This window comes from Undibacterium sp. CY21W (genome assembly GCF_014284265.1).
In the GTDB taxonomy this organism is placed as follows: Bacteria; Pseudomonadota; Gammaproteobacteria; order Burkholderiales; family Burkholderiaceae_D; genus Undibacterium; species Undibacterium aquatile.
In genome coordinates, this window is the sequence record NZ_JACOGE010000001.1 from 364,198 (window position 1) to 387,301 (window position 23,104).

A 23,104-nucleotide genomic window follows, 5' to 3' on the forward strand; every position below is an offset into this window, starting at 1 on the left:
AAATTATGTCCAGCTTACCTGCCTGCCCACAATGTGGCATGGAAAATACTTACCCTGACGGCGACAACTATGTGTGTGCCGATTGTGGTCACGAATGGCCTATGGTGGCCGCAGCCAGCGCCGATGATAATGATGAACGTATCGTCAAAGATTCAAACGGTAATGTCTTGTCTGATGGCGATGCCGTCGTGGTGATTAAGGATCTGAAAGTGAAAGGTTCTTCCACGACACTGAAAATGGGAACCAAAATCAAGAGCATACGCATCGTTGGCGGCGACCATGAAGTCGATTGCAAAACCGATAGCGGCAGCTATATGCTGAAAGCCTGTTATCTGAAAAAAGTCTGATTTTTTTCAGACCACAAACAAAACCCGGCGCTGATCGCATCACGCTGGGTTTTGTTTTTGTAAGCTGTTGAGCGCGGTAATAACTTCAGCAATTACAGACGCCCAGTCATGCATCGCTGGCTGGCGGAATAAGCGCATCACTTCCGGATACCATGGGCTGTCAGTGCGCTTGCTGAGCCAGCGCCAGTCTGGCTGATAATACGGCAGCAGCACCCAGCATGGTTTCGCCATTGCTGCTGTCAGATGGGCCACCGCAGTATCGACGCTGATGACCAGATCAAGCTGCTGTATCAGCGCAGCCGTATCAGCAAAATCATGTAGTAAAGGTGCCGCATCAACGACTGGCAGTTGCGCTTGCAACGCGAGGAGTTGCTCATTTTTTGCGCCTTTTTGCAGGCTGATAAATTGCACATCGCTGACCGCAGATAGTGGATGCAATATGTCCGGCGTGACGATGGAGCGCGCCGCATCGTTATCGAATAAATGATTTCCCTGCCACACCAAACCGATACGCAAACGGCCGTCAGCCGCGAGGCCGGGTAACGACAGCACGCGCGCCGGATCGGCGTGCAAATATGGCAGACGGGCAGGAATGTTGTGCAAACGGGTCTGACATAAAAACGGCAGACTCATGGGCAGTACCCAGTAATCCCAGCCGCTATGAGGGACGTCATCTTCATACGAATAAATCTCGTCGATCTCTTGCAGACTACGCATCAGGCGCGCTAGCGGTGGGTGGCAGACCAAGCTGACACTGGCAGCACCGGCTGCTTTGAGCAGACAGGCATAGCGGCAGAATTGCATCATGTCGCCAAAACCGCCTTCATACGCAATCAGTATGCGTTTGCCATTGAGCGCTTCGCCCTGCCAGCGCGGAAAATGAAAATAGGCGTTCAGTACCGGATCCTGTGCGCGTGATTCCAGCCGTTGCCAGCCTTCTTCATAACGCCCTTGTCTGAGCAGGATATAACTCAGGTTAAAGCTGGCTTTCTGATATGCAGGATCGCAGAGCAATGCATTGCGATAACATTCTTCCGCCTCGGCTTCACGCTGTGTGCTGGCCAGTAAAACGCCTAGATTCGACCAGGCCGCCGCTGATACTGGTGCGATCTGTAAGGCTTGCCGGTAGTGTTTTTCGGCTTCATCAAAGCGATACTGCAACATCAGCAAAGCGCCGTAGTTCAGAAGGATCTGTACATTTTCCGGCAATAAACTGAGCGCCTGTCGGTAGTATTGGTCAGCGAGATCGTATTGTCTGAGCTGCGTTTTCAGATAAGCGAGATTCGCCATCGCTTCGGCGCAGGCGGGATCAGCGTGCAACGCTTGCTGAAATAAATGCTCTGCCTGTGATAGCTCACCGGCCGCCATCGCCTGATTGGCTGCCACGAAATACTGTTCGGCGGAAAGATGGTCAGCAGACATAAGTGCAAAGTAATGAGCATTGGTAGCCGACATCATAGCGCTGTGCGCAGTCTGTTTCATGCGCATGCTAAAATTTCGCCGCTTTCGTGCCTTTGGTACGGTCTCTTCAATCACCTTTTTTAAACACGCCTACTTATGAACGTCGTTATTCTTGCTGCCGGTATGGGCAAACGCATGCAATCGTCCTTGCCTAAAGTGTTGCATCCAGTGGCGGGCAAGCCTTTGCTGAAGCATGTGATCGATACCGCACGCAGCCTGAATGCTGGCAGTATCTGCGTTATATACGGTCACGGCGGTGATCAGGTATTGACGGCAGTCGCTGCCGACGATTTGCGCTTTGCCAGACAAGAGCCGCAACTCGGTACCGGTCATGCAGTGGCGCAGGCGATTCCTGTACTCGATGAAAGTCAGCCAACGCTGGTGCTGTATGGCGATGTGCCACTGACGACGGCAGCGACCCTGCAACGTCTGATCAGCGTTGCCGGCAACGACAAGCTGGCGATATTGACCGCTGAGATGGCTGATCCTACTGGTCTGGGGCGTATTGTCCGTGAAAACGGCGAGATCCGTCGTATCGTTGAACAAAAAGATGCGACTGAAGCAGAACGCCAGATCACCGAAATTAATACCGGCATCATGATCGTTCCGACTGTGAAGCTGAAGGAATGGCTGGCGACTCTCTCGAATAACAATGCGCAGGGCGAATACTATCTGACCGACATCGTCGCCCGCGCGGTGGCGGATGGCGTGGCAGTGGTATCAGCGCAACCCGGCGCGATCTGGGAAACGCTGGGTGTGAACAGCAAAGTGCAACTGGCGGAACTTGAGCGCGTGCATCAGGCAAACATTGCGCGACAAATGCTCGAACAAGGAGTGACTCTGCTAGATCCTGCTCGCATTGATGTGCGTGGCACGCTGGTCTGCGGGCGCGATGTCAGCATTGACGTCGGTTGCGTATTTGAGGGCAATGTCACACTCGAAGATGGCGTCACGATTGCTGCGAATTGCGTGATTAAAGATGCGCATATTGCCGCTGGTGCGACGATCAAAGCGTTTTGCCATATTGAAGAAGCAAAAGTCGGTGCGCAATCGCAGATCGGCCCGTATGCGCGCCTGCGTCCCGGAACTGAGCTGGCAGAAGACGTGCATGTCGGGAATTTCGTGGAAATTAAAAACAGCCAGATCGCTGCGCACAGCAAAGCCAATCACCTGGCCTATGTCGGCGATGCGACCGTTGGCAGCCGTGTCAATATCGGTGCCGGTACGATCACCTGCAATTACGATGGTGCAAATAAATTCCGCACCGTGATTGAAGACGATGCCTTCATCGGCAGTGACACACAATTAGTGGCGCCGGTGCGCGTAGGCAAAGGCGCAACGCTGGGCGCCGGTACCACGCTGACGAAAGATGCGCCGGAAGGAAAGCTGACCGTCTCAAGAGCGAAACAAATCACGATAGACAACTGGCAGCGGCCTGTGAAACAAAAGAAATAATCCGCGTTGTCACCGCAAAAATTACAAGCCTTGAATATGCAGCCAGCCCTGTTACCAGGGCTGGTTTTTTTATCTGCAGAATTTCATCCGCATGGATGTCACGTCACCTTATTTCAAACCGGAACCCCGCACTCGCCATGTATACTTCGTCGCTAAGGAGTAAGCATGACGATGTCTGATATGCAGCTTGATTTACCCAATATACGCGACCAGAAGCGCCGCAGCCTGATACGCGGTGCGCGCGATACGATACCGATGCTGATCGGTGCCGCGCCGTTTGGCATGATTTTTGGCGCGCTGATTTCCACCAGCCCTATGCTGCCGTGGCATGGGCAACTGATGTCGATGTCGGTGTTTGCCGGATCCAGTCAGTTCATTGCAACCGGCCTGGTGGCTAGTCATACCGGTATGTTGGTGATCTGGCTGACGACATTCATCGTCAATCTGCGCCACATGCTGTATGCCGCGACGTTGCTGCCGCATGTTGCTCATTTATCTGCCCGCTGGCGCTGGTGTCTGGGTTTTTTGCTGACCGACGAAACATTCGCCGTCGTTGCCGGTTACCATCAGCAAGCATTGAGCAGCGAAGAGCGCCGCTATTCGCACTGGTATTTTCTCGGTTCCGGCCTCGCGATGTATGCAAACTGGCAGGTGTGGACATTGGTTGGCTTACTGTTCGGCACTTTGTTTCCTGCTTTGCAGACGCTGGGTCTGGACTATGCGATGGTGGCAACCTTCATCGCGATTATCGTGCCGCAGCTTAACCGGTTTCCACAATTTGCTGCCGCACTTGCCGCCGGTAGTTGTGCTTATCTATTGCAGGGCTTGCCGTATAAGCTGGGCTTGCTGAGTGCGGTAATGACAGGCGTGATCGTTGGTATGGCTTTGACGCGCTTCGCTATCCGGTCAAGGGAGACGGTATGAATTACGTGCTGATGATAGGGGGGATGGCGATAGTGACGGTGTTGGTTAAAGCCCTGTTTTTTATTCTTGGTGATAGGCTGGTTTTTCCAGCGTGGCTGAATCTGGCGCTGAGTTTTGTACCAGTAACAGTGCTGACGGCAATTATTGCGCCGATGATACTGGCGCCGCATGGCAACGGGCTGGAGCTACACTGGCGTAATCCGCAATTACTGGCATCGCTGATTGCCGTTATTGTTTGTGTGCTGAGCCGAAGACAGTTACTGACGATCGTTGTCGGTCTGCTGAGTTTTTTCTTTTTGCAGTGGCAATTCTCGATGTAATTCGCGCTGCCTGATTGATGTTGAAATCAGATACAGAAATCAGACTTAAAAAATGCCGGAATATTGTCCGGCATTTTTTATGGTGTTGCGAGATGGGCGAAAGCAATTTCATTGCGGCGGACGTACTTCTTTTTTCAGCGCAGCCAAGGCCAGCTTTTCCACCAGACCGGGTGCGATCAGTTTCAGCCAGCGACCGAGTTTCCCTTTGCCTGTCATGACGACTTCGCGTTTGCCTTGTTGCATACCCTGAATGATCAGGCGTGCGCATTCTTCTATCGACATCGCATCGTCTTCTTTCAGACCGCTGTTGCCTGCCGCGTTTCCGGCGGCGTTATAGCCGTGATAGCGGATGCGGGTCGCCACGACGCCGGGATAGGCGAGCGTAATCCGTATGCCTGCTTCCTTGACTTCACTGCGCAGACATTCGAAGAAGCCATTCATCGCGAATTTACTGGCACTGTAGGCAGTACGACCCGGCACGCCTATGAGTCCGGCCAGCGAGGAAACCGCAACGATGTGCCCGCTCGTTTGTTTCAGGTAAGGCAGTGCCGCATGTGTGCACCAGACACTGCCCCAGAAATTAATCCGCATTAATTCCTGATACCAGCCAAGATCCGCGACCTCGCTGAATAAGGCTTGCGCAGATTTACCGGCATTGTTAATGAGCACATCTATCCTGCCGAATTTTTCCGCTGTCTTAGTGATCAGTTGGCGGCACTCGCTTTCGATACCGACATCGGTCTTCACGACCAGACATACGCTGCCATAGGTCTTGCATTCAGCCGCTACTTGTTTTAATGCGTCTTCATTACGTGCAGCCAGTACCAGTGAGGCCTGGCTGCCGCCGGATTTTGCCAGTTGCCTGGCGATTTCTGCGCCGATGCCGTCAGATGCACCGGTAATGATGATGACTTTATTTGGTCCGCTCATGACTGATAGCTTTCATCTATGCGGTTGAGCTTGCGTATCAGTGAAGGCCAGACGAATGCCCCGCCGAGGCCACCCGTTTGCACCCGCATTGACTCCGCAACACCTTGCACGATCTGCGGATGGACATGAATCAGTTCACCACCGGCCTGCGCCGCCAGTTGTATCTGGCAAGTGGCTTCAAACGTGTACATGGACAAAAATGCGTCGGCAATACTTTTACCCACAGTGAGCAAACCATGATTGCGCAGCACCAGGAAATTCGCGTTCCCCATGTCCGCTTGCAGACGCGGCTTTTCATCATCGCGGAAAGCCACGCCTTCGTAATCATGATACGCAAGCGAAGCGAGGACGAATGTTGATTGCTGCGACAGCGGCAAAATGCCGCAGCGCTGGGCGCTGACCGCAACACCTGCTTTTGTGTGGGTATGCAGCACGCATTGCACATCTTCGCGCGCGGCATGTACCGCGCTGTGAATAACAAAACCGGCAGGATTCACAGGGAAAGGCGAATCAATCACTTTGTTGCATTGCTGATCGACTTTCACCAGCGAGGACGCAGTAATTTCATCGAACATCAGGCCATACGGATTGATCAGAAAATGATGCTCCGGCCCCGGAATGCGGGCGCTGATGTGCGTAAATACCAGATCACTCCAGCCGTAAGCGGCGACCAGCCGGTAACAGGCGGCCAGATCCACCCGTAACTGCCATTCTTCGGGGCTGACTTTATCTTTAAGGGAAGGTATTTGCATGGTGTCTCCTGTTAGTTGTTATTAATATAGTTGTTTTGGATTTCGCTATTTTTCTGTTACCGCAGCTTTGTAAATCGTATTTTTGGGCTGAGATAACAAGCGCTTCAGCATGGGCTCAAACTCTATCAATGGAAAAGTTTCTGCGTGAGGGTCGAACGAAGGATTGTCATACAGCGCGCAGAATTCCGCGGTGCGTTCAAAGTGCGGATGAGCGCGGAATTGTTCGCGCATATCTCTGTCCATACCCAGATGGTGAAAGAAATAATGCCCCTGAAAAATGCCGTGATGTTGCACCATCCACAGATTTTCTTCGCTGACAAACGGTTTCAGGATTGCCGCTGCGATATCCGGATGATTAAAACTGCCCAGCGTGTCGCCGATGTCGTGCAGCAAAGCGCAGCAGATATATTCCTCGTCACGCCCATCGCGCATGGCGCGGGTCGCGGTTTGTAATGAGTGCGCGTAACGATCAATCGGAAAACCGCCGTAATCCCCTTCGAGTAACTGCAGATGTTGGATAACACGATCAGGCAATTTTTTCGCGAATTGCATGAATTCGCCGCCGATCAGTTGCCAGTCTTGTTGCGTACTGTCTTCCATACGCTGGAAATGAGCGCGATGAGGCATTTTTGTCTCCTGTTTAATTTTTGTATTCTCACCATACAGGCGCACTACGCAGCAAACTGTCAAATATTTTACAATTGACCATATCCAATTTGTCATCACAACAAACTCGACTCTGCCTATGTCAGCATCTTCTGTACTCAACTCGCTTGCCGGTGACGACTGGTTTGCGGGATTGCCCGCAGCGACACGTAAGGAAATGCTGGATTGCAGTGAAAAACAATATCTGCAACCGGGTGAAATGTTGTTCAGGCAGGGCGATCCACCCGCCGGGTTTTATGCGTTGCTGAGCGGTAAGTTAAAAATGTCTACCTTGAGTGAAGATGGGCGCGAGGCGATCCTGACCATACTTGAGCCTGGCACTTGGTTTGGTGAAATTTCCCTGATCGATGGTGAACCCAGAACGCACGATGCGACGGCGATCGGGCGTGCCGAAGTGCTGATGATGACCCCGACCTGTTTTGATCATCTGATGCAAGGCGCAGACTTTGCACTGGCGGTTGCTCAGATGCTGGCGCAGCGTATTCGTTTGTTGTACGGCATCGTTGAAGATGCGCATTTACGTTCAGCCAGAGCGCGGGTCGCCAGACGCCTGGTATTGCTGGCGAATAGCGAAAAAGAGCAGGGAGAATCAGAAAAGACGGATATTCCGGTATCGCAGGAATCGCTGGCAATGATGCTGGGAATGAGTCGCCAGAGTCTTTCCAAGGAATTGAAATTTTTTGAGCAAGCAGGATTGATCCGGCTCGGGTATCGCTCTATCCGGATTTCATCGCTGGATAAACTGCGCATGCTGTGTGAAAAAGATTAAAGCCGGAGATAAGTGAAAAAAGTGAAAGATAATGCAATTAAGGTTCAATTAATCAATTGAAACAATATTTTTTGGTTTTGTTTTCCTTGTTATTCTTTGTAAAATCCAGCACTATAGTTTTCATTTCACGTCACAAAAAATAGCTTCGTATTTGGATATTTATCCCGCTTTTCCACAGGCTCTTCTATGCGAATTCTGCACAAGACAGTGTGTTTTTGTTTAACGATTATTTTTGTCGGCACTTCTGCAGCATATGGCAATTGTTCTCGTACTATGAAGGTACCCCTGGCTGCGACAGGTTTAAGTGTTATCGTCAGCGGAGAAAATATTTCTGGGGTGTATCCTGAAATACTGAGTGATTTATCTGCAAAAGAAAAATGTAATTTTGAACTTTCAATTGTGCCGCGTGCCCGGCTTGAAATGATGTTTGAAAATGGTTATGCGGATATTCTTATACCGGCAACGCGTACGGCCAGGCGCGATAAGCTGGGGTTTTTTATCCCACTCATTTCTAATCGGGCGATGCTGATTTCTGTTCAGGAGCAAAGTATTCCTGTAAAAAATTTCAAGGAACTACTGGAGCAGAAAGCGGCAAAAATAGCGGTAGTACGCGGTTTTGATTACGGAGAAAAGTATCAGGCGTTTCTTAAGGAATTACAGAAGCGGAACCGGCTCCGCTTTGAAGCTGATCCGGTCTCGGTTGCCCGTCTGTTGAAGTCCGGTGCGGCCGATTACACGCTGATGGCGCCGTCGATTTTCGCCGGTTCAGTACAGATTGATGAACGCGTTACCGATCTCGAAGATAAATTGCAATATCAGCCGCTGCAAGAGTTGAACTGGGGTGAAAGTGGCGTCTATTTTTCTAAAAAATCATTAAGCACTGCCGATGTGCAGGCGCTACAGGAAATTTTTGAGCGTGCTGCAGGTGATGGTTTGATCTGGAAAGGCTTTCAGCGTTATTACAAAAAAGAATTTCTGAAAGATAGTGTCCGTCCACGCGATACTTTACGCTCATCAGGTCAGATTCCTGACTAGATTGCAATTCTGGTTTCAAATCTACTGCGCAGAATTGAAAAGAAACTTCTGACGTTTCTGATATTGCTCTGGGTCGCAAAAAGCTGATGCGCCAGCGCATGATATGCGGTCATGTCAGCGACTTGAATGATAAGAATAAAATCCGGCCCCGGTGACACCCGGTAGCACTGTTGTACGGCGGGTTCGAGAGCGACCCTCTGTTCAAACTCGATCAGTCTTTCTGTTGCCTGATGATCCAGCGTTATTTCGACAATCGCAGTTAATCCCTCGCCTACTTTTTCAGGTGCCAGAATCGCCACCTGACGCGCAATCACACCTTCCTCAATCAGGCGTTTCACCCGTCGCATGCAGGTCGGTGCCGATGCGTGCACGCGCTGCGCCAGTTCGTGATTGGTCAGCGATGCATCTTGCTGCATTTGCTGCAGGATGCGTTTATCAAGCTCATCTAACATCGTCATGTTTGAAATAAATAAGTGAATTTATTTAAGTTTTGAAATATATAGTCATAATTAAATAGTGGCATAACTAAATTTCATAATCTATTTAATTTTGAAATAATTATTCATTGAAACTACATTAGCATAGATACATTCTCTTTTCACATTCACGAGGTCATTATGTGCGGTATCGTCGGTGCAGTTGCTCAGCGTAACATCACGCCTATCCTGCTTGAAGGGCTCAAGCGTCTCGAATACCGTGGTTATGACTCCTGCGGTATTGCCTTGCATGTCAATGGTCAGTTGCAGCGTTCACGCAGCACATCCCGTGTTGCCGAATTACAGGCGCAGGTGGAGCAGAGTGGCTTATCCGGCTTTACCGGCATCGCGCATACGCGCTGGGCGACCCACGGAGTGCCTTCTTCCGCCAATGCCCACCCACATTTTTCACGCGATCGGATTGCCCTCGTACATAACGGCATCATCGAAAATCATGAAGAATTACGCACTGAATTAAAAGCACTCGGCTACGTTTTTGAAAGCCAGACCGATACCGAAGTCATTGCCCATCTGGTTGATCATTTATATCAGGGCGATTTATTTGAGACAGTGCAGCAAGCAGTGAAACGCTTGATGGGTGCTTACGCGATTGCGGTATTTTGCCGGGACGAGCCGCATCGTGTGATCGGTGCACGTCAGGGTTCGCCGTTAATCGTTGGCGTCGGCAAAGGTGAGAATTTTCTCGCCTCAGATGCAATGGCGCTGGCAGGAACAACCGACCAGATCATTTATCTGGAAGAGGGCGACGTCGTTGATCTGCAATTGCAGCGCTGCTGGATTGTCGATGTGCATGGCAAAGCGGCGGAGCGCGAAGTGCGCACCGTTCACGCCCACAGTGGTGCCGCTGAACTTGGTCCATATCGTCATTACATGCAAAAAGAAATATTCGAACAGCCACGTGCCATCAGCGATACGCTGGAAGGAATGACCAACATCATGCCTGAGCTGTTTGGCGATAAAGCCTACGGCGTTTTCAAGCAAATTGATTCGGTACTGATACTCGCTTGCGGCACCAGCTATTACGCTGGGCTTACCGCAAAATACTGGCTGGAGTCGATTGCAAAAATTCCGGTCAATGTAGAAATCGCCAGCGAATACCGTTACCGCGACAGCGTGCCGAATCCCAATTCGCTGGTCGTCACTATCTCGCAGAGTGGTGAAACGGCAGATACATTGGCTGCCTTAAAACATGCCCGTTCGCTGGGGATGCAGCACACGCTGACGATCTGCAATGTCTCCACCAGCGCGATGGTCAGAGAGTGTGTATTGTCGTATATCACACGTGCCGGTATTGAAGTTGGCGTGGCATCGACTAAAGCATTTACAACCCAACTGGTAGCGCTGTTTTTACTGACGCTGACACTTGCTCAGAGCAAAGGCCGGCTTAGTGATGCGGACGAGGCCGAACATATTAAAGCGCTGCGCCACTTGCCATTGGCTGTCAGTGCCGTACTTGCGTTGGAGCCGCAAATCATTGCATGGTCTGAAGAATTCGCCAGAAAAGAAAACGCCCTTTTCCTCGGTCGCGGCTTGCATTACCCAATCGCGCTTGAAGGCGCACTCAAGCTCAAGGAAATTTCTTATATTCATGCAGAAGCGTATCCCGCAGGTGAGTTGAAACACGGCCCGCTGGCGCTGGTGACTAAAGAAATGCCAGTGGTAACTGTGGCACCGAATGACGCACTGATTGAAAAACTCAAATCCAATCTGCAGGAAGTTCGCGCCCGTGGCGGCGAGCTGTTTGTATTCGCCGATGCCGATTCGCACATCACCTCCAGCGAAGGTGTGCATGTGATTCGCCTGCCTGAACATTACGGACAACTATCCGCTATCCTGCACGTCGTGCCACTACAATTACTCGCCTACCACACCGCCCTTGCTCGCGGCACCGACGTTGATAAGCCAAGAAATTTAGCAAAAAGTGTCACAGTCGAATAGGGAAAAATCGGGAATTTTGACTTGTGTCCGAGCTTAAAAGATAGGTTAGCGCGCTGTCGAATCGATAGGTTATTTGCCGGGGGGACTTACTTCCCGCAAAGCCTTATAAGACTTGCTCGCTATCCGTATGCGCCAGGTTGGATTTTCGGTGTATCTGGATGATCCTGATGTCGCAATCGACACCAACCATCTTGAGCGAGCCCTACGTGCTATTCCCATGGGAAGAAAGAATTGATTTTTTGTTGGACAGAGCTTGGTGCCAAGCAAGTTGGGATCGTCCAAAGCCTGATCACGACTTGCCGTATGCATGATATCAATTCATACGACTACTTTATCGATGTGCTCCAGCGTATCAGCCAACATCCTGCGTCGTTGGTGCATCAGCTGACGCCACGCGTCTGGAAACAGATGTTTGCCAACAATCCTCTGCGCTCAGACTTGTATGACGCGGATCGGCGGGGTAATATCGGGCGGAAATAACTGCTTACGTACGCCCGACAGTACCTCGGCGCCTTCGCATACCGCTTCAACTCGCGCTTCAACCTCGCGGAACTTCTGCGTAATCTGCTCAGTCACGCCGCACTTACTGCGCCAAAGCGTGAGCGGCAGATTCGCAAGTGGGCTGAGAGTCGTGACTAATCAGGTAGTATTAAATTGCACTAGAGATTCAAGGAAAGGTGGTACCGCAATGAAATTTGTAATGCGCTTGTTGGGTAGTTTGCTGTTTTGTCTCCCATCGCACGCCCAAGTAAGTCAGGGGCATGAGCTTGCACCGGATGCACTCGAAAGATGTTTCCAATTGCAGAACGCTACCGCTGTTAATGCGCCTATTGGAACGATCGCACGGACACGTTCACTAAACCTAAGTGCGCAGAAGCCACGCGAGGACATTTACGAAGTGCGGATGATTTCTAGTCTTTCGAATGGACAATTGATATTTTTAGGCGGGCCACACGTTACATCGCCGGATCGCAGTCTTTTCAACTTAATCGAAAGCACCTTCGATAAAGAAAAGCCCAGCGAGTCATACATAGAGGTAAATGACGTGTCGTACTTGCGCAAGTTGCCGGAAGAAAAGGAGTCCGTCATAGCAACTCGCGGCGAGCCGAGCTACCTCGGATTTATAGCGAGGGAGCGCAGGGTTACCGTACTTCCTTTGGAACCTCGCGATATTGATCTTTATGTAAACCTACGCAAGTACTTTTCCGCGGATCAGATCATACTCACATTGGTTCTACGCGAGACTCAGCTCGTAAGAGATCGACACAGGGCCTCAGGCGAGAGACTTGAGGATGCGACGTTCGAAAAGCTTAGGATGTGGAATCAAATCGCCAGGGAATTGGACGATGTTGTCTCAATTAAAAACATTTTCGACCTAACTGTCGCAGTTAGAAAGATTTGGCCTGACTTCGATTGGCGTCAAACGCCCGCGACTTGGTTTAATCCCTTGCTATCATCGGAAGACACTGGCGGTCGATTTACGAACGAAATCATAAGACGTAAGAAGACATTCAGAGATTTTCACTATGCGCAACTACTTTTGTCGAAAGTATCTGAAGGGAGTACAGTGATAGCACTTGCTGGCCGCAACCATGCTTATTCAATCGCTTCGGGATATAAATGTCTACTTAACTCTGACAAGTAGTTGTGTTTTCAAGGGTTAGGTTGTTGATTTGCATTTAAAACTGACCCAGCTTTGCATTGAATTTTGACTCACCCTTTTCGTTACTATTTTACGTCTGGGATGTGGATAACTTGGATGTTTTTCTCTCCTTTTTTGTTTGCTGGGCACTCTCTTTAAAACGGTAGCTGTCGTTGCCGGTTTCCACGATATGGCAATGATACGTGAGCTGATCCAGCAAGACCGTGGTCATCTTGGCGTCTCCAAAGATATTTGACCATTCAGCAAAGCTCAGATTTGTCGTGATGATCATGCTGGTGCGCTCGTAGAACTTAAGCAATAAGTCCCTTTTCGGTGACAAATAGCACAATTAATTGTGGTCCGAAAAAGTTATTTTCTTAACTTCAATGATTCCAGCGTTACGTACAACACTTCGTTGGAACTCCCCGGTCTGTTCACAAACCATCTCGATTAACTTATCGCGCGAGATAGGAAGATATTTTGCCGAGAGAGAATAGGGCATTTCTTATGTAATTTTTGCATTTGGATCATCCATATTGCCCTCTCGATTTCGTATTTTCACACTGATTAAAACTCTTCCCAATCAGTGCCGGAGTCGTTGGTCGGCGCGGATGTTTTCAACGCAGGGCGAGCAGCAATGGCGACTGGTTTGGCAGATGCTTTTACTACCGGTTTCGGTGCGGGTGCTGTCGTTTGTGTTGTCCTTGAAACTGAGCGTTTAGATGCGCCACCCATTTCTCTGAGCTTGAAAAAAGAAACCAGTTCTGTCAGTTTTTCAGCCTGATCCTGTAACGCAGACGCAGCTGCAGCGGCCTCTTCGACCAGCGCCGCATTTTGTTGCGTGGTCTCATCCATATGAACAACCGCCTGGTTAATCTGCTCTATGCCCGCACTCTGTTCACTGCTGGCACTACTGATCTCACTCACCACATCACTAACTTTATGGATTCCCGTTACAATTTCGGACATCGTATTACCCGCCTTATCTACCAGGCGGCTACCGGCATCGACTTTTTCTACCGAGTTATCAATCAGCGCTTTAATTTCCTTCGCAGCCGAAGCGGAACGCTGCGCCAGATTCCGTACCTCTGACGCCACCACCGCAAAGCCTCGTCCCTGTTCGCCGGCACGTGCAGCTTCGACAGCCGCATTCAACGCAAGAATATTCGTCTGAAAAGCAATTCCATCGATCACACTGATAATGTCCACGATCTTTCTCGCGGACTCATTGATTTCGCCCATGGTATGCACCACCTGGCCGACCACATTACCACCTTCCACTGCCAGTGTTGTTGCGGTGCTTGCAAGGACATTCGCCTGACGTGCATTATCGGAGTTCTGTTTCACGGTCGAGGTCAGCTCTTCCATTGACGATGCGGTCTCTTCCAGCGCACCAGCTTGCTGTTCAGTACGTGACGACAAATCCATATTGCCGGAAGCTATTTCTCCAGAAGCAGTCGCAATCGAATCAGTGCTATGGCGAATTTCTGTGCAAATGTGCTCAAGACTGGATGACATGTTCTTCAGGGAGATCATCAATTTTGCGACTTCATCCGTGCCTTTGACTTCGATCACCTGAGTCAAATCACCGGCCGCCACACGTTCTGCGATATCAATTGCCGAATTGAGAGAAGACGAAATGTTGCGCGCTAAACGGATCCCCATCAGTCCAATCGCTGCCAGTGCGATTGCACCAATGGCAAGTGACATCCAGATAGCGGAATTCTGCACTTTTTTTGCTTCCTCAGCGCTGTTTATACCTATCTGTACATTGTAATCAATATGATCATCGACTAGCTTTGCTACCTTGTTTGCATCGGTCTGCTGAGAAAACAGATAAGCCCGGGCTTCTTCAGCACCGGCACCGTTACCGATCTCGATCGCTTTATTCCGGATCTGCCGGTATACCTCAAAAGCTTTTCTGTCATCTGACAACATCGCGCGATCTTTATCGTTACTAATGTCATCTTTCTCGTATTTATCAAAGGCTTTGAGTACTCCGGACTCTGCTTCGTCAATTTTCTTTTGTAGTTCAGCTTTTTTTGCAGCATCGGACGCAGCCAGCCACTGCCAGCTCAAGATACGATTCTGCGCAGTTCCAGACTTAATCAGATTCAGATCAATCAAACTAGGAACAACATTGACGTTCACATAATTCGTCGTTTCAAACACTTTGTTGATCTGAGAAATTCCAATACCAATCAGCATTACGATACTAATCAATACTGCAGCCATTAATATATAAAGGCGTTTGGCGATGGTCATTTTTACTCCGGCTAGTAATCTTCGTAGGGAAATCTGACTATGAGCTAGCTACTTAGTAAAGGTAACTTTGCTCCTTATAATCGTGCATACGGTATGAGTCAGAACGACAAATAAAAACAGCAGCTATTGCAGAAAAATATAACTACTAGCCTTCACTTTAGTTAGAAATTGCTCTGAGGAAAAGGAGTGCGAAACTCATTTAACTATATTTAATTCTCTGTCGCGTTTTTGCTTAAATCAGGCAACGATTAAGTTGATTAAATATGCTCTAACCTTCGGATATCTGTGCTCTGCGCGAACTCGACGCTAATGATGAATATGTTAAGCCTGAGGCCTCACCATACGTGCGTATAGTGGTTCGTACTATGTGATTAACAGTAGTGTGATATTGCTCGCACTGTTTCCCTCATCAAGTCAGTGGGCTGAGTCGGGATGCATCACCATACCTGTAACCCCCGAGGTAAGATCTGAGCTGTTACTAGGTGACTCAAGATCATTCACTTCGGAAATTCATTGTTTTACAGCTTCAAATTTAAATCCTTGTTCCTCTTGACGCAAATATCCTATTCCAGGGAATGGAAAGTGGAAGCCACCAATCAGGGCATCTGACTGGGCTACGGTCGATAGAAATTGTTTTCTGACGCTGAGTGCTGCAGTTGGATTGATGTCACTAGCGACCATCCATTCGGGATTTCGTGCAAAGAAGGCTGGAACATTGATCATATCAGCAATGTAGTAGAACGACTTTTTCCCTGACTTGACCTCATATATCGTATGCCCTGGAGTATGTCCATAAGCTGCGTGTGAGAATACGCCGGGCGTAACTTCTCCGCCGGGCTCGAACTTCTGAAGCATGGAATCAGGCATGCCAATGAACACGCGTCTGACTACTTCGAACGCCGCTTTTCGTTCAGGGGCTTCCTGCATGTTTTTTTCGCTCATCCAATAGTCGTATTCCCTATTAGGAACCCAGACCTTGGCATTGGGGTAGGTAAATACGCCAGCACGGTTTCGCAGCCCGCTGATGTGATCAGGATGGAAATGTGAAATAAGGACTGTATCAATGTCTTCCGGTTTGTATCCAGCACGACTCAGACTGTTCACAAGTTTGCCAGTCGTTTCAGTGGGAGTGCCAAAATCGCCTAGACCGGTATCGAGAAGAATCCGCCGGGAGCCAGAAACGATGAGGTACGCGGTAAACGGAAGCTCCACATAATCGGTACTGAGCACCAGGTCAGAAGCTAGCTTTTTAACTTCCGCGAATGGGGCATTGGTTACATACTTTTCATTAAGAGGTAGGCGGGTGGCGCCATCATGCAATGCGATGATTTCAATGCCTCCAACTTTGACGCTGTGGAATCGTTCTTTCGGGAGATTAGGCAACCCAAAATTCTGCGGTGACTGAGCAAATGAGGGTAAAGACGGGCCAATAGACAGCGCTGTGATTGTTGCGATTGATGTAAGGAAATTTCTCCGCTTCATGTAGTTCACCTTTAGCTTGTAATGGTCGGGGTTAGTGACGGAATGAGCACGTAGTCAAAATCTGTCTATGCCAAAGGAATTGCTTTGGCATCTACTGCCCATTGACCCGAAAAATTTTCAGCACGGATTGCGGGCTCGGTGCCTTGGACATCGAAGCTGACAAGGTTATGAACATAGAATGGGTCTTCTGCGATCATATTCTGAATATTTATCTGATCAGAGGCATGCGCGAGCAGGAAACCTCCAGCCTTGGAGTGTAGCGGGCCAGCAAACAAGATGTTGCCAGTCTGGATGTATCGAACCAACCAGACTTTGTGAGCATCCAGTTGCGTCTGGATCTCTTCGGGGGGACGGAGGTAATTCAGGGTAATAGCAAACAGCATATGACGATCCTATTCTTTGTGTTTTCAGTGGGTTAGTTTGTTTGGAAGATCGCAAGCGTCTCGGCAATAGTGGTGTGGGCGTGCCGGATACCTGCTTCTTTGACTTGGGGGCCTTTGGAGACGCCTTCTGCACGAACAAAGTGAACATCATTAATCCCCAAAAATCCGAAGAATGTTTTGAGGTAACTTTCCTGATAGTCCATGTGAGCAAGCGGGCCTTCAGCATAGAAGCCACCCCGAGCAGAAGCGACGAACACCTGCGTGCCACTGACTAGTCCGACTGGCCCAGTCTCGGTATATTTGAAGGTGCGCCCAACTTGAGCAAGTCTATCCAACCAAGCTTTCAACTGAGTTGGTACAGAAAAGTTGTACATTGGCACACCAATGACGATCACATCGTGAGCCAGAAACTCACTAACCAGCTCGGCGGAAATCTGATGCTCTTGGAGTGTAGCCTCATCAAAATTTTCAAATCCGGTTATCCTGAAACCTGCCGCTATTGAACCAGTGAGGTGGCGTATCTCATTCTTGATCAGATCGCGGTAGGTCACGCTAGCTTCAGGATGAGCCGCTTTCAGTTGTGTGACGATGGCTGAGGACAACTCACGAGTGACTGAGTTGCCTTCCAGAATACTTGAATCAATGTGTAAGATTTTCATATTTATCTCTCTATTAGTGAATCGGGCTGGACTTCAATGTGCTGCGGTATGCACCACTGCTTTTGCGGCCTGGTCAATCCACGCTGCCACGGCAAGCGGTCGTGAAATCATGGACAGGTGACTTGCGGGAATACTCCGCACGCTGGCACCTATCTGTTGCGCCATAGTTTGCTGGGCAGCAGGAGGTAGTGCCTGATCGAGGCTGGTCAACAGATACCAACTGGGCTTGGTATGCCATGCTGCCTGCGTGACCGGTTCTGCAAAGCTATGAGCTGCAATGGGTTGCTGTACAGCAGCGAGTTGACGTACTCGTGTGAGGGGTATATCGCCAGCCATGACCTTCTTAAATTGCTCTGGCTGATCGAGCCAGATCAGACCCGCTTCATCCGGTACAAGACCCGTCATCTTGACATCCAACCGTTGCAATAGCTCGGCGACTGATTCACCACTATCGGGCGTTAGAGCGGAGAGATAGACCAGACCCGCTACATTCGATGCATTACCGGCCTGGCTAATTACAGCTCCACCCCAAGAATGACCAACTAGCAATACCTTGCCTGCTTGCCGACGTAAGACTTTTTCAGTCTGGGCGACATCATCTGCCAGCGAGGTCAGATGATTCTGGACGGCGGTGACGTGATAACCCATAGTTTGTAGTCGGGAAATAACAGGTGTCCAGCTTGATCCGTCCGTAAACGCTCCGTGGACGAGCACGATGTTTTTGATTCTGGCCTCGTCAGCAGCTGCGAGAGTCGGCACATTTGCCAGCATGAGGGTGAAACTCAGTGCCACAGCAAGTGCGTTGAACCACGGATGAGGGCGTGGTGTTTTGGTTGAAGTTTTCATATCAGCAGTGTTTGCAATGTCGATGCATTCAAGTCTAGATGGAGTGCTTGCTTTACGTTAGATGGCAAGTCAGACATACTTCATGCAAAGTTCGCCATTTTTTTGGAGCCGTACATGCGGATCGCGATTGTTGCCGTAGAGGGGAGCCTGCTATCTGCAATAGCAGGCTTGTCCGATCTGTTCTGGATTACCAATCAGGCGCTGCGTGCGCCACCGGAAGGCATGGAGCAGGGGTTGGCGATTCCGTCTGGATTGGCATTCGAAACCCGTATCGTCAGTGCCGATGGACAGCCTTTACGTGATCCACAGGGTCGCCTGATTCCAGTAGACGAGGGTTTTGCCGTAGCGAAGGAATACGATGTTGTTCTTGTCACTGGCATAGCGCTCGGGGCTGACGGCCTACCACCGATGTCAGAGTCCATTCAGCAGGCTGCGCATTGGCTCCAGCAAAGCCATCAGCAAGGTGCCTGGGTTGGTGCTGCATGCGCGGGCACCTTTGTACTAGGGGAGGCCAGCCTGCTGAATGGACGACGTTGCACGACCACATGGTGGCTGCATCATGCTTTCAAACGGCGGTTTCCCAAAGCACATGTCGCATGGGGGGCTGCGATTGAAGAGCAGGATCGTATTGTGACGACTGGTGGGCCACTGTCTTGGGTCGATCTGGCTTTGCACATGATTCGTCGGTTGGCCGGAGCCGAAGTCGCCAAACTGGCTGCCAACATCTCGGTGGCCGACAGTCAGTCGCTGCCGCAATTGGTTTATGCGCCGCGAGGTTTCATCAACACCACCGATCCTTTATTGCTCCAAGCCGAGCAAATCATCCGTCATGATGAACCGGGTATGACTGCCGAACGGTTAGCTAAGGCATTGAATCTGAGTGAACGGACCTTACATCGGCGTCTGAAAGATCTGGTTAATGAGTCACCCAAAGCATTCATCACCCGCGTCAGAATCGAAACTGCCTGTATGCTTCTGGATACTCCGGGTGCCAGTATCAAGCAGGTTGCCACGCAATGTGGCTATAACGACGATACTTCGTTCCGGCGCGCTTTTATCCAACTCATTGGCATGTCGCCTGTCGATTACAAGCGTTGGTCAAACAATCGCAATACCAGCCCATCCTGATATGGCGTGAATTACGGAAGAGTCCGTGTCACGCGATAGCATTTTCTAGTTTCCGACTTGCGATTTCTTCTGCTTCAAACTTACCCCTGATCGTAACTAATCACCACCAACGCTGATGCCTGTTGCTTACCGGCAGATCGCAAGCAATGCGGTAGAAGGGCGTTGAAATAAATCGCATCGCCTTTCTTAAGTTGCTCGCGATGGTCGGGGAATTGAATTTCTATGTTCCCCGTCAACACGTATAAGAACTCTTCCCCCGCGTGTCCAGCAGCATGCGGGCCGTCGGACAGCTCACTGGGCGGGTACACAATGAAAGGCTGCATGCGCTTGTTGTTGATTTCTGCTGCCAGGGCTTCCATGCTGCTGCCCTCACCAGCCGCTCTGACGATGCGCAGGCGCTCATTGTGTCGCACGACAGAAAGCATTTCGCTGCTGCTTGTGGGACTGAATAACTGGCCGACATCGACTTTCAGTGCTGTGGAAATTTTAATCGCGGCGGCGATCGAAGGTACACAGATTCCACGTTCGACCTTTGATAAGTAACTCTTGGTCAGACCGCTGGCATCTGCCATATCTTGCAGACTCATGCCTATTTGCTGGCGCAGCATTTTAATTTTTTGCGACATTTTTTGTTTTCCGTTTCTTATTTTTGCCTGATCTGATGAATCTTACTGAAACTCCAGGAATGGAAAATTAAATGACAATTAGTGTAATATATGACACATCGTGTCATTTTGATTTATGAAATTTATTCTATTTTGCCAGTTGGAGTTTGAAGATGAAAACGGCGTTAATCATCCATCATGTCGCTTTTGAAGATGCGGGTAGTTTTCTTGTTTTGCTGAAGGAGATGAATTTTTCTATTCAGGAAGTCAATGCCTGCAACCACAACTGGGCTGAACTCAACCCGCTTGATGCCGATGTTTGTATCGTGCTGGGCGGGCCTATCGGTGCCTACGAAGATCACCATTTCCCATTTTTGCTACAAGAAGTACATTTTTTACAGCAGCGTCTGCATGCAGACTTGCCGACACTGGGGATATGCCTCGGCGCACAATTGATGGCGCGGGCACTCGGTGCAAGTGTGTATCCGGCCACAACCAAAGAGCTAGGCTGGTATCCGCTAAGGATCACGCAGGAAGGTAAGCATACGCCGGTGCGATATTTTGACGAAAGAGATTGCACGATGTTCCACTGGCACGGCGATACCTTCGATTTACCTTTTGGCGCACAATTGCTGGCGTCAAGTGACGCCTGTCAAAATCAGGTATATAGCTGGGGAAAAAACGCACTGGCGTTTCAATGTCACCCAGAAGTTACTGCCACCGGCCTGGAGGCTTGGTATGTCGGGCATGCCCATGAAATACAGCATGAAAAACATTCGCCGTCACTGATGCGTCAACAGGCCGCTATCCATGGTCCGAAACTGGCACAACAGGCGCGTTTGTTTTTCGCTGAATGGCTTAACGCGTGCGGGCGATGATGCGAACTATTCAAAGCACCATTGATGCAATCTTTATCGGGCAAGCACGTGCTTTCGGGCCAAATGGTGAAGTCAGCGCTATACAAAAACAGCAGGTCTGGGATGCGGTATCAGTTACTACGTCTGGCTTGCAGGGAGACGAACAGGGTGACAAGTTGTATCACGGCGGCCCGGATAAGGCCGTACACCACTATCCGTCTGAACATTATGCCATCTGGCGTGCGCAATTCGGGGACGATGCAGCGTCACGCTTTTGCCCCAGCGGCTTTGGTGAAAATATTTCTACCTCGGGCTGGACCGAGCATAAGGTTTGCATCGGCGATGTCTTTATGCTGGGTACTGCAATACTGCAAGTGACACAAGCACGGCAGCCGTGCTGGAAACTGAATCTCCGTTTTGAAAACCATCATATGGCCAGCATCGTGCAAAACAGTTTGCGTACAGGTTGGTATTACCGTGTCCTGCAAGCAGGTTCCGTTGCACCGGGCGATAGCTTGCGTTTGCTTGATCGTACACAACCGGATTGGTCGCTGGCACGTTTGCTACATTACCTGTATATCGACACCATGAATGCACAAGCGATGCAAGCCATGAGTGAACTTGAGGAGCTGACACCCTCGTGGAAAAAAATCGCGCAAGACCGATTAAGAAACGGCAGTGTTGAAGATTGGCAGCGCCGCTTGCAAACACCTGCGATCATTTGACGTATCAATCACAGCTGGCGGAATTCATCGCAAAAGATCGCGTAGGTTCACATTCTTGAGGGGGCGTATTTTTGCAACTGGCTGAATGTCTGGACTATATGTCTAAACTTTTCCCGTGGGCGGATTCAGATAATGCTATTTCTTCGGGGCGCAGCGTTAAAACCTGTACCCCGTTACGTTTTACCGCTACCGTATGCTCGAACTGCGCGGATAATTTCCCATCCGTCGTAACGACCGCCCAGCCATTTTCTTCCGTCTTAACGGTATGACGACCTTGATTAATCATTGGTTCGATGGTGAACACCATTCCTTCCTGCATTATCAGTCCGGTGTGCGCTCTTCCCCAATGCAGTACTTGAGGTGGCTCGTGCATTTCACGACCAATCCCGTGACCGCAATATTCTCTCACGACGGAATAGCCGTTTTTCCGGGCGTGACGCTCGATAGCATGACCAATATCGCCGAGCTGGGCACCCGGACGGACAACGTTGATTCCCTTCCACATGGCTTCGTAGCAGACTTTTACCAGCCGTCTGGCAGCATTCGATACATCGCCGACGAGATAGGTTTTGCTGGAATCAGCGATAAAGTTGTTCTTCTCTAACGTGATATCAAAATTGACGATATCTCCGTTCAGCAAGATATCCGAGGTGGAAGGAACACCATGGCAGACGACGTTGTTGCGTGAAGAATTCAGCGCGTAAGCGTAGTCGTATTGACCTTTGCTTGCCGGACGTGCCTTAAGCTCATTCACAATATATCTATCGACCAAGTTATTTACCTGCATGGTCGACATGCCGATCAAGCTCAATTTATCCAGATGGCTAAATACCTGCGCCAGTAGTCTGCCCGACTCCGCCATTAAGGCGATTTCTTCCGGTCGCTTTGTCATATGAATGCTCCGACTATCGCTCTGGCATGAGCATTCCTTTGCTCCCAGGTAAAGGCTTCAGTGACAGTCTGCGGTGGCCTGATATCAATCAAGCTACCAATCTTTATTCCAGCAGATTTTCTATTCATGGTTGCGGTCATCATCGTGTTTGCTGTGTGCATCTGGTTGTGCAGATCATTGGAGGTATTTAAAATTCCCAACCTTATAGGTATATATGTAATGTATATTAATTGTATATATTTCGTATATTGTCAGCAAGCGATATTTTTTGCACTGATAGTCTGATGGGATGTTTATCTGCACGAATTTTTAGGGTCTTTTTTATCGTTCCAAGTTCGTTTCAATATAATTTCAACGTGCATTTGTAATGCATGCGTGGAAAAACATGAGAGCGCATTGATGGAATTCCACGGAGCTCTTTTTACACTGACGTGGTAACGTTGGGCTCATTCAGGAGTGTCCGGCATGCTTACTGCAGCGAGGTCTGCCTTGTGCGTAATCAACTTACTTGATCAGTTGGTTTAGA

The 23,104-nt window shown here is 49.7% G+C and carries 22 protein-coding genes and 2 pseudogenes; 11 read left to right on the plus strand and 13 right to left on the minus strand.

The features are described 5' to 3' along the window. The first annotated feature begins 5 nt into the window (after window positions 1-5). Window positions 6-347, plus strand: coding sequence for a zinc ribbon domain-containing protein YjdM (locus H8K29_RS01600; RefSeq protein ID WP_186896138.1), 342 nt, complete (start codon window positions 6-8; stop codon window positions 345-347). A 39-nt stretch (window positions 348-386) separates the two neighbouring features. Here the strand turns inward: H8K29_RS01600 and H8K29_RS01605 are convergent, their stop codons facing one another. After that, complete coding sequence (locus H8K29_RS01605; protein WP_255423216.1) at window positions 387-1,805, minus strand: tetratricopeptide repeat protein; 1,419 nt, start codon at window positions 1,803-1,805, stop codon at window positions 387-389. A 99-nt stretch (window positions 1,806-1,904) separates the two neighbouring features. Between H8K29_RS01605 and glmU the strand changes: the two genes are divergently transcribed. From glmU to H8K29_RS01620, 3 genes are all read left to right on the plus strand, one after another. Continuing rightward, window positions 1,905-3,263: a bifunctional UDP-N-acetylglucosamine diphosphorylase/glucosamine-1-phosphate N-acetyltransferase GlmU gene (gene glmU, locus H8K29_RS01610; RefSeq protein WP_186896139.1), complete on the plus strand. Its 1,359-nt coding sequence runs from the start codon at window positions 1,905-1,907 to the stop codon at window positions 3,261-3,263. 180 nt (window positions 3,264-3,443) lie between these two features. Beyond that, entirely contained in the window at window positions 3,444-4,187 is a 744-nt protein-coding gene (locus tag H8K29_RS01615; protein WP_186896576.1) for an AzlC family ABC transporter permease, read from the plus strand. Continuing rightward, complete coding sequence (locus H8K29_RS01620) at window positions 4,184-4,507, plus strand: AzlD domain-containing protein (RefSeq protein WP_186896140.1); 324 nt, start codon at window positions 4,184-4,186, stop codon at window positions 4,505-4,507. The genes H8K29_RS01615 and H8K29_RS01620 overlap by 4 nt, the downstream gene beginning before the upstream one ends. A 108-nt stretch (window positions 4,508-4,615) precedes the next feature. Here the strand turns inward: H8K29_RS01620 and H8K29_RS01625 are convergent, their stop codons facing one another. From H8K29_RS01625 to H8K29_RS01635, 3 genes are read right to left on the minus strand one after another with little or no spacing between them, the layout of a single operon-like run. Continuing rightward, window positions 4,616-5,437 carry an SDR family oxidoreductase gene (locus tag H8K29_RS01625; RefSeq protein WP_186896141.1) on the minus strand — a complete coding sequence of 274 codons (822 nt, stop codon included), beginning with the start codon at window positions 5,435-5,437 and terminating at the stop codon, window positions 4,616-4,618. Next, complete coding sequence (locus tag H8K29_RS01630) at window positions 5,434-6,189, minus strand: class II aldolase/adducin family protein (RefSeq protein ID WP_186896142.1); 756 nt, start codon at window positions 6,187-6,189, stop codon at window positions 5,434-5,436. Before H8K29_RS01630 ends, H8K29_RS01625 begins: the two co-directional genes overlap by 4 nt. Window positions 6,190-6,234: 45 nt before the next feature. After that, window positions 6,235-6,816, minus strand: a complete 582-nt coding sequence (locus H8K29_RS01635; protein WP_186896143.1) for an HD domain-containing protein — start codon at window positions 6,814-6,816, stop codon at window positions 6,235-6,237. Between the two features lie 118 nt (window positions 6,817-6,934). Here H8K29_RS01635 and H8K29_RS01640 point away from each other — a divergent pair, with 118 nt between their 5' ends. Together H8K29_RS01640 and H8K29_RS01645 are read left to right on the plus strand one after the other, a co-directional pair. Next, window positions 6,935-7,624: a Crp/Fnr family transcriptional regulator gene (locus tag H8K29_RS01640; RefSeq protein WP_186896144.1), complete on the plus strand. Its 690-nt coding sequence runs from the start codon at window positions 6,935-6,937 to the stop codon at window positions 7,622-7,624. 273 nt (window positions 7,625-7,897) lie between these two features. Continuing rightward, window positions 7,898-8,659, plus strand: a complete 762-nt coding sequence (locus tag H8K29_RS01645; protein WP_186896145.1) for an ABC transporter substrate-binding protein — start codon at window positions 7,898-7,900, stop codon at window positions 8,657-8,659. Here the strand turns inward: H8K29_RS01645 and H8K29_RS01650 are convergent. Further along, a complete protein-coding gene (locus tag H8K29_RS01650; RefSeq protein WP_186896146.1) occupies window positions 8,656-9,117 on the minus strand; it encodes an Lrp/AsnC family transcriptional regulator in 462 nt (153 codons plus the stop codon). The two genes, H8K29_RS01645 and H8K29_RS01650, sit on opposite strands and share 4 nt — an antisense overlap. A gap of 159 nt (window positions 9,118-9,276) precedes the next feature. Here H8K29_RS01650 and glmS point away from each other — a divergent pair, with 159 nt between their 5' ends. After that, complete coding sequence (glmS, locus tag H8K29_RS01655) at window positions 9,277-11,094, plus strand: glutamine--fructose-6-phosphate transaminase (isomerizing) (protein WP_186896147.1); 1,818 nt, start codon at window positions 9,277-9,279, stop codon at window positions 11,092-11,094. 148 nt (window positions 11,095-11,242) lie between these two features. Beyond that, window positions 11,243-11,574, plus strand: a pseudogene (locus H8K29_RS01660) (transposase domain-containing protein); the annotation flags it as partial. Window positions 11,575-12,827: 1,253 nt separating this feature from the next. On the opposite strand, the pseudogene H8K29_RS01665 reads toward H8K29_RS01660, so the two are convergent. The 6 genes and pseudogenes from H8K29_RS01665 to H8K29_RS01690 form a co-directional block, all read right to left on the minus strand. Further along, window positions 12,828-13,058 (minus strand): annotated as a pseudogene (locus H8K29_RS01665) (ATP-binding protein); the annotation flags it as partial. Window positions 13,059-13,303: 245 nt separating this feature from the next. Beyond that, the gene (locus H8K29_RS18110; protein ID WP_186896148.1) at window positions 13,304-15,001 is read right to left on the minus strand and encodes a methyl-accepting chemotaxis protein; all 1,698 of its coding nucleotides are present in this window, start codon (window positions 14,999-15,001) and stop codon (window positions 13,304-13,306) included. Window positions 15,002-15,511: 510 nt separating this feature from the next. Next, window positions 15,512-16,483 (minus strand): MBL fold metallo-hydrolase, encoded by a 972-nt coding sequence (locus tag H8K29_RS01675; RefSeq protein WP_186896149.1) that lies wholly within the window; start codon window positions 16,481-16,483, stop codon window positions 15,512-15,514. Between the two features lie 65 nt (window positions 16,484-16,548). Next, window positions 16,549-16,866: a YciI family protein gene (locus H8K29_RS01680; RefSeq protein ID WP_186896150.1), complete on the minus strand. Its 318-nt coding sequence runs from the start codon at window positions 16,864-16,866 to the stop codon at window positions 16,549-16,551. Window positions 16,867-16,898: 32 nt separating this feature from the next. Next, complete coding sequence (locus H8K29_RS01685) at window positions 16,899-17,525, minus strand: FMN-dependent NADH-azoreductase (RefSeq protein WP_186896151.1); 627 nt, start codon at window positions 17,523-17,525, stop codon at window positions 16,899-16,901. Window positions 17,526-17,558: 33 nt separating this feature from the next. Then, window positions 17,559-18,371 carry an alpha/beta fold hydrolase gene (locus H8K29_RS01690; RefSeq protein ID WP_186896152.1) on the minus strand — a complete coding sequence of 271 codons (813 nt, stop codon included), beginning with the start codon at window positions 18,369-18,371 and terminating at the stop codon, window positions 17,559-17,561. 114 nt (window positions 18,372-18,485) lie between these two features. On the opposite strand from H8K29_RS01690, the gene H8K29_RS01695 reads away from it, so the two are divergent. Then, on the plus strand, window positions 18,486-19,499 hold the full coding sequence (locus tag H8K29_RS01695) for a GlxA family transcriptional regulator (protein WP_186896153.1): 1,014 nt from the start codon (window positions 18,486-18,488) through the stop codon (window positions 19,497-19,499). Window positions 19,500-19,579: 80 nt separating this feature from the next. Here H8K29_RS01695 and H8K29_RS01700 read toward each other — a convergent pair whose 3' ends face one another. Continuing rightward, a complete protein-coding gene (locus H8K29_RS01700) occupies window positions 19,580-20,125 on the minus strand; it encodes a helix-turn-helix domain-containing protein (RefSeq protein WP_186896154.1) in 546 nt (181 codons plus the stop codon). A gap of 152 nt (window positions 20,126-20,277) precedes the next feature. On the opposite strand from H8K29_RS01700, the gene H8K29_RS01705 reads away from it, so the two are divergent. Further along, window positions 20,278-20,982, plus strand: a complete 705-nt coding sequence (locus tag H8K29_RS01705) for a glutamine amidotransferase (RefSeq protein WP_186896155.1) — start codon at window positions 20,278-20,280, stop codon at window positions 20,980-20,982. Continuing rightward, window positions 20,979-21,686, plus strand: coding sequence for an MOSC domain-containing protein (locus H8K29_RS01710; RefSeq protein ID WP_370527115.1), 708 nt, complete (start codon window positions 20,979-20,981; stop codon window positions 21,684-21,686). Before H8K29_RS01705 ends, H8K29_RS01710 begins: the two co-directional genes overlap by 4 nt. A 94-nt stretch (window positions 21,687-21,780) precedes the next feature. On the opposite strand, the gene map is transcribed toward H8K29_RS01710, so the two are convergent. Continuing rightward, a complete protein-coding gene (gene map, locus H8K29_RS01715; protein ID WP_186896156.1) occupies window positions 21,781-22,578 on the minus strand; it encodes a type I methionyl aminopeptidase in 798 nt (265 codons plus the stop codon). Window positions 22,579-23,104: the final 526 nt, after the last annotated feature.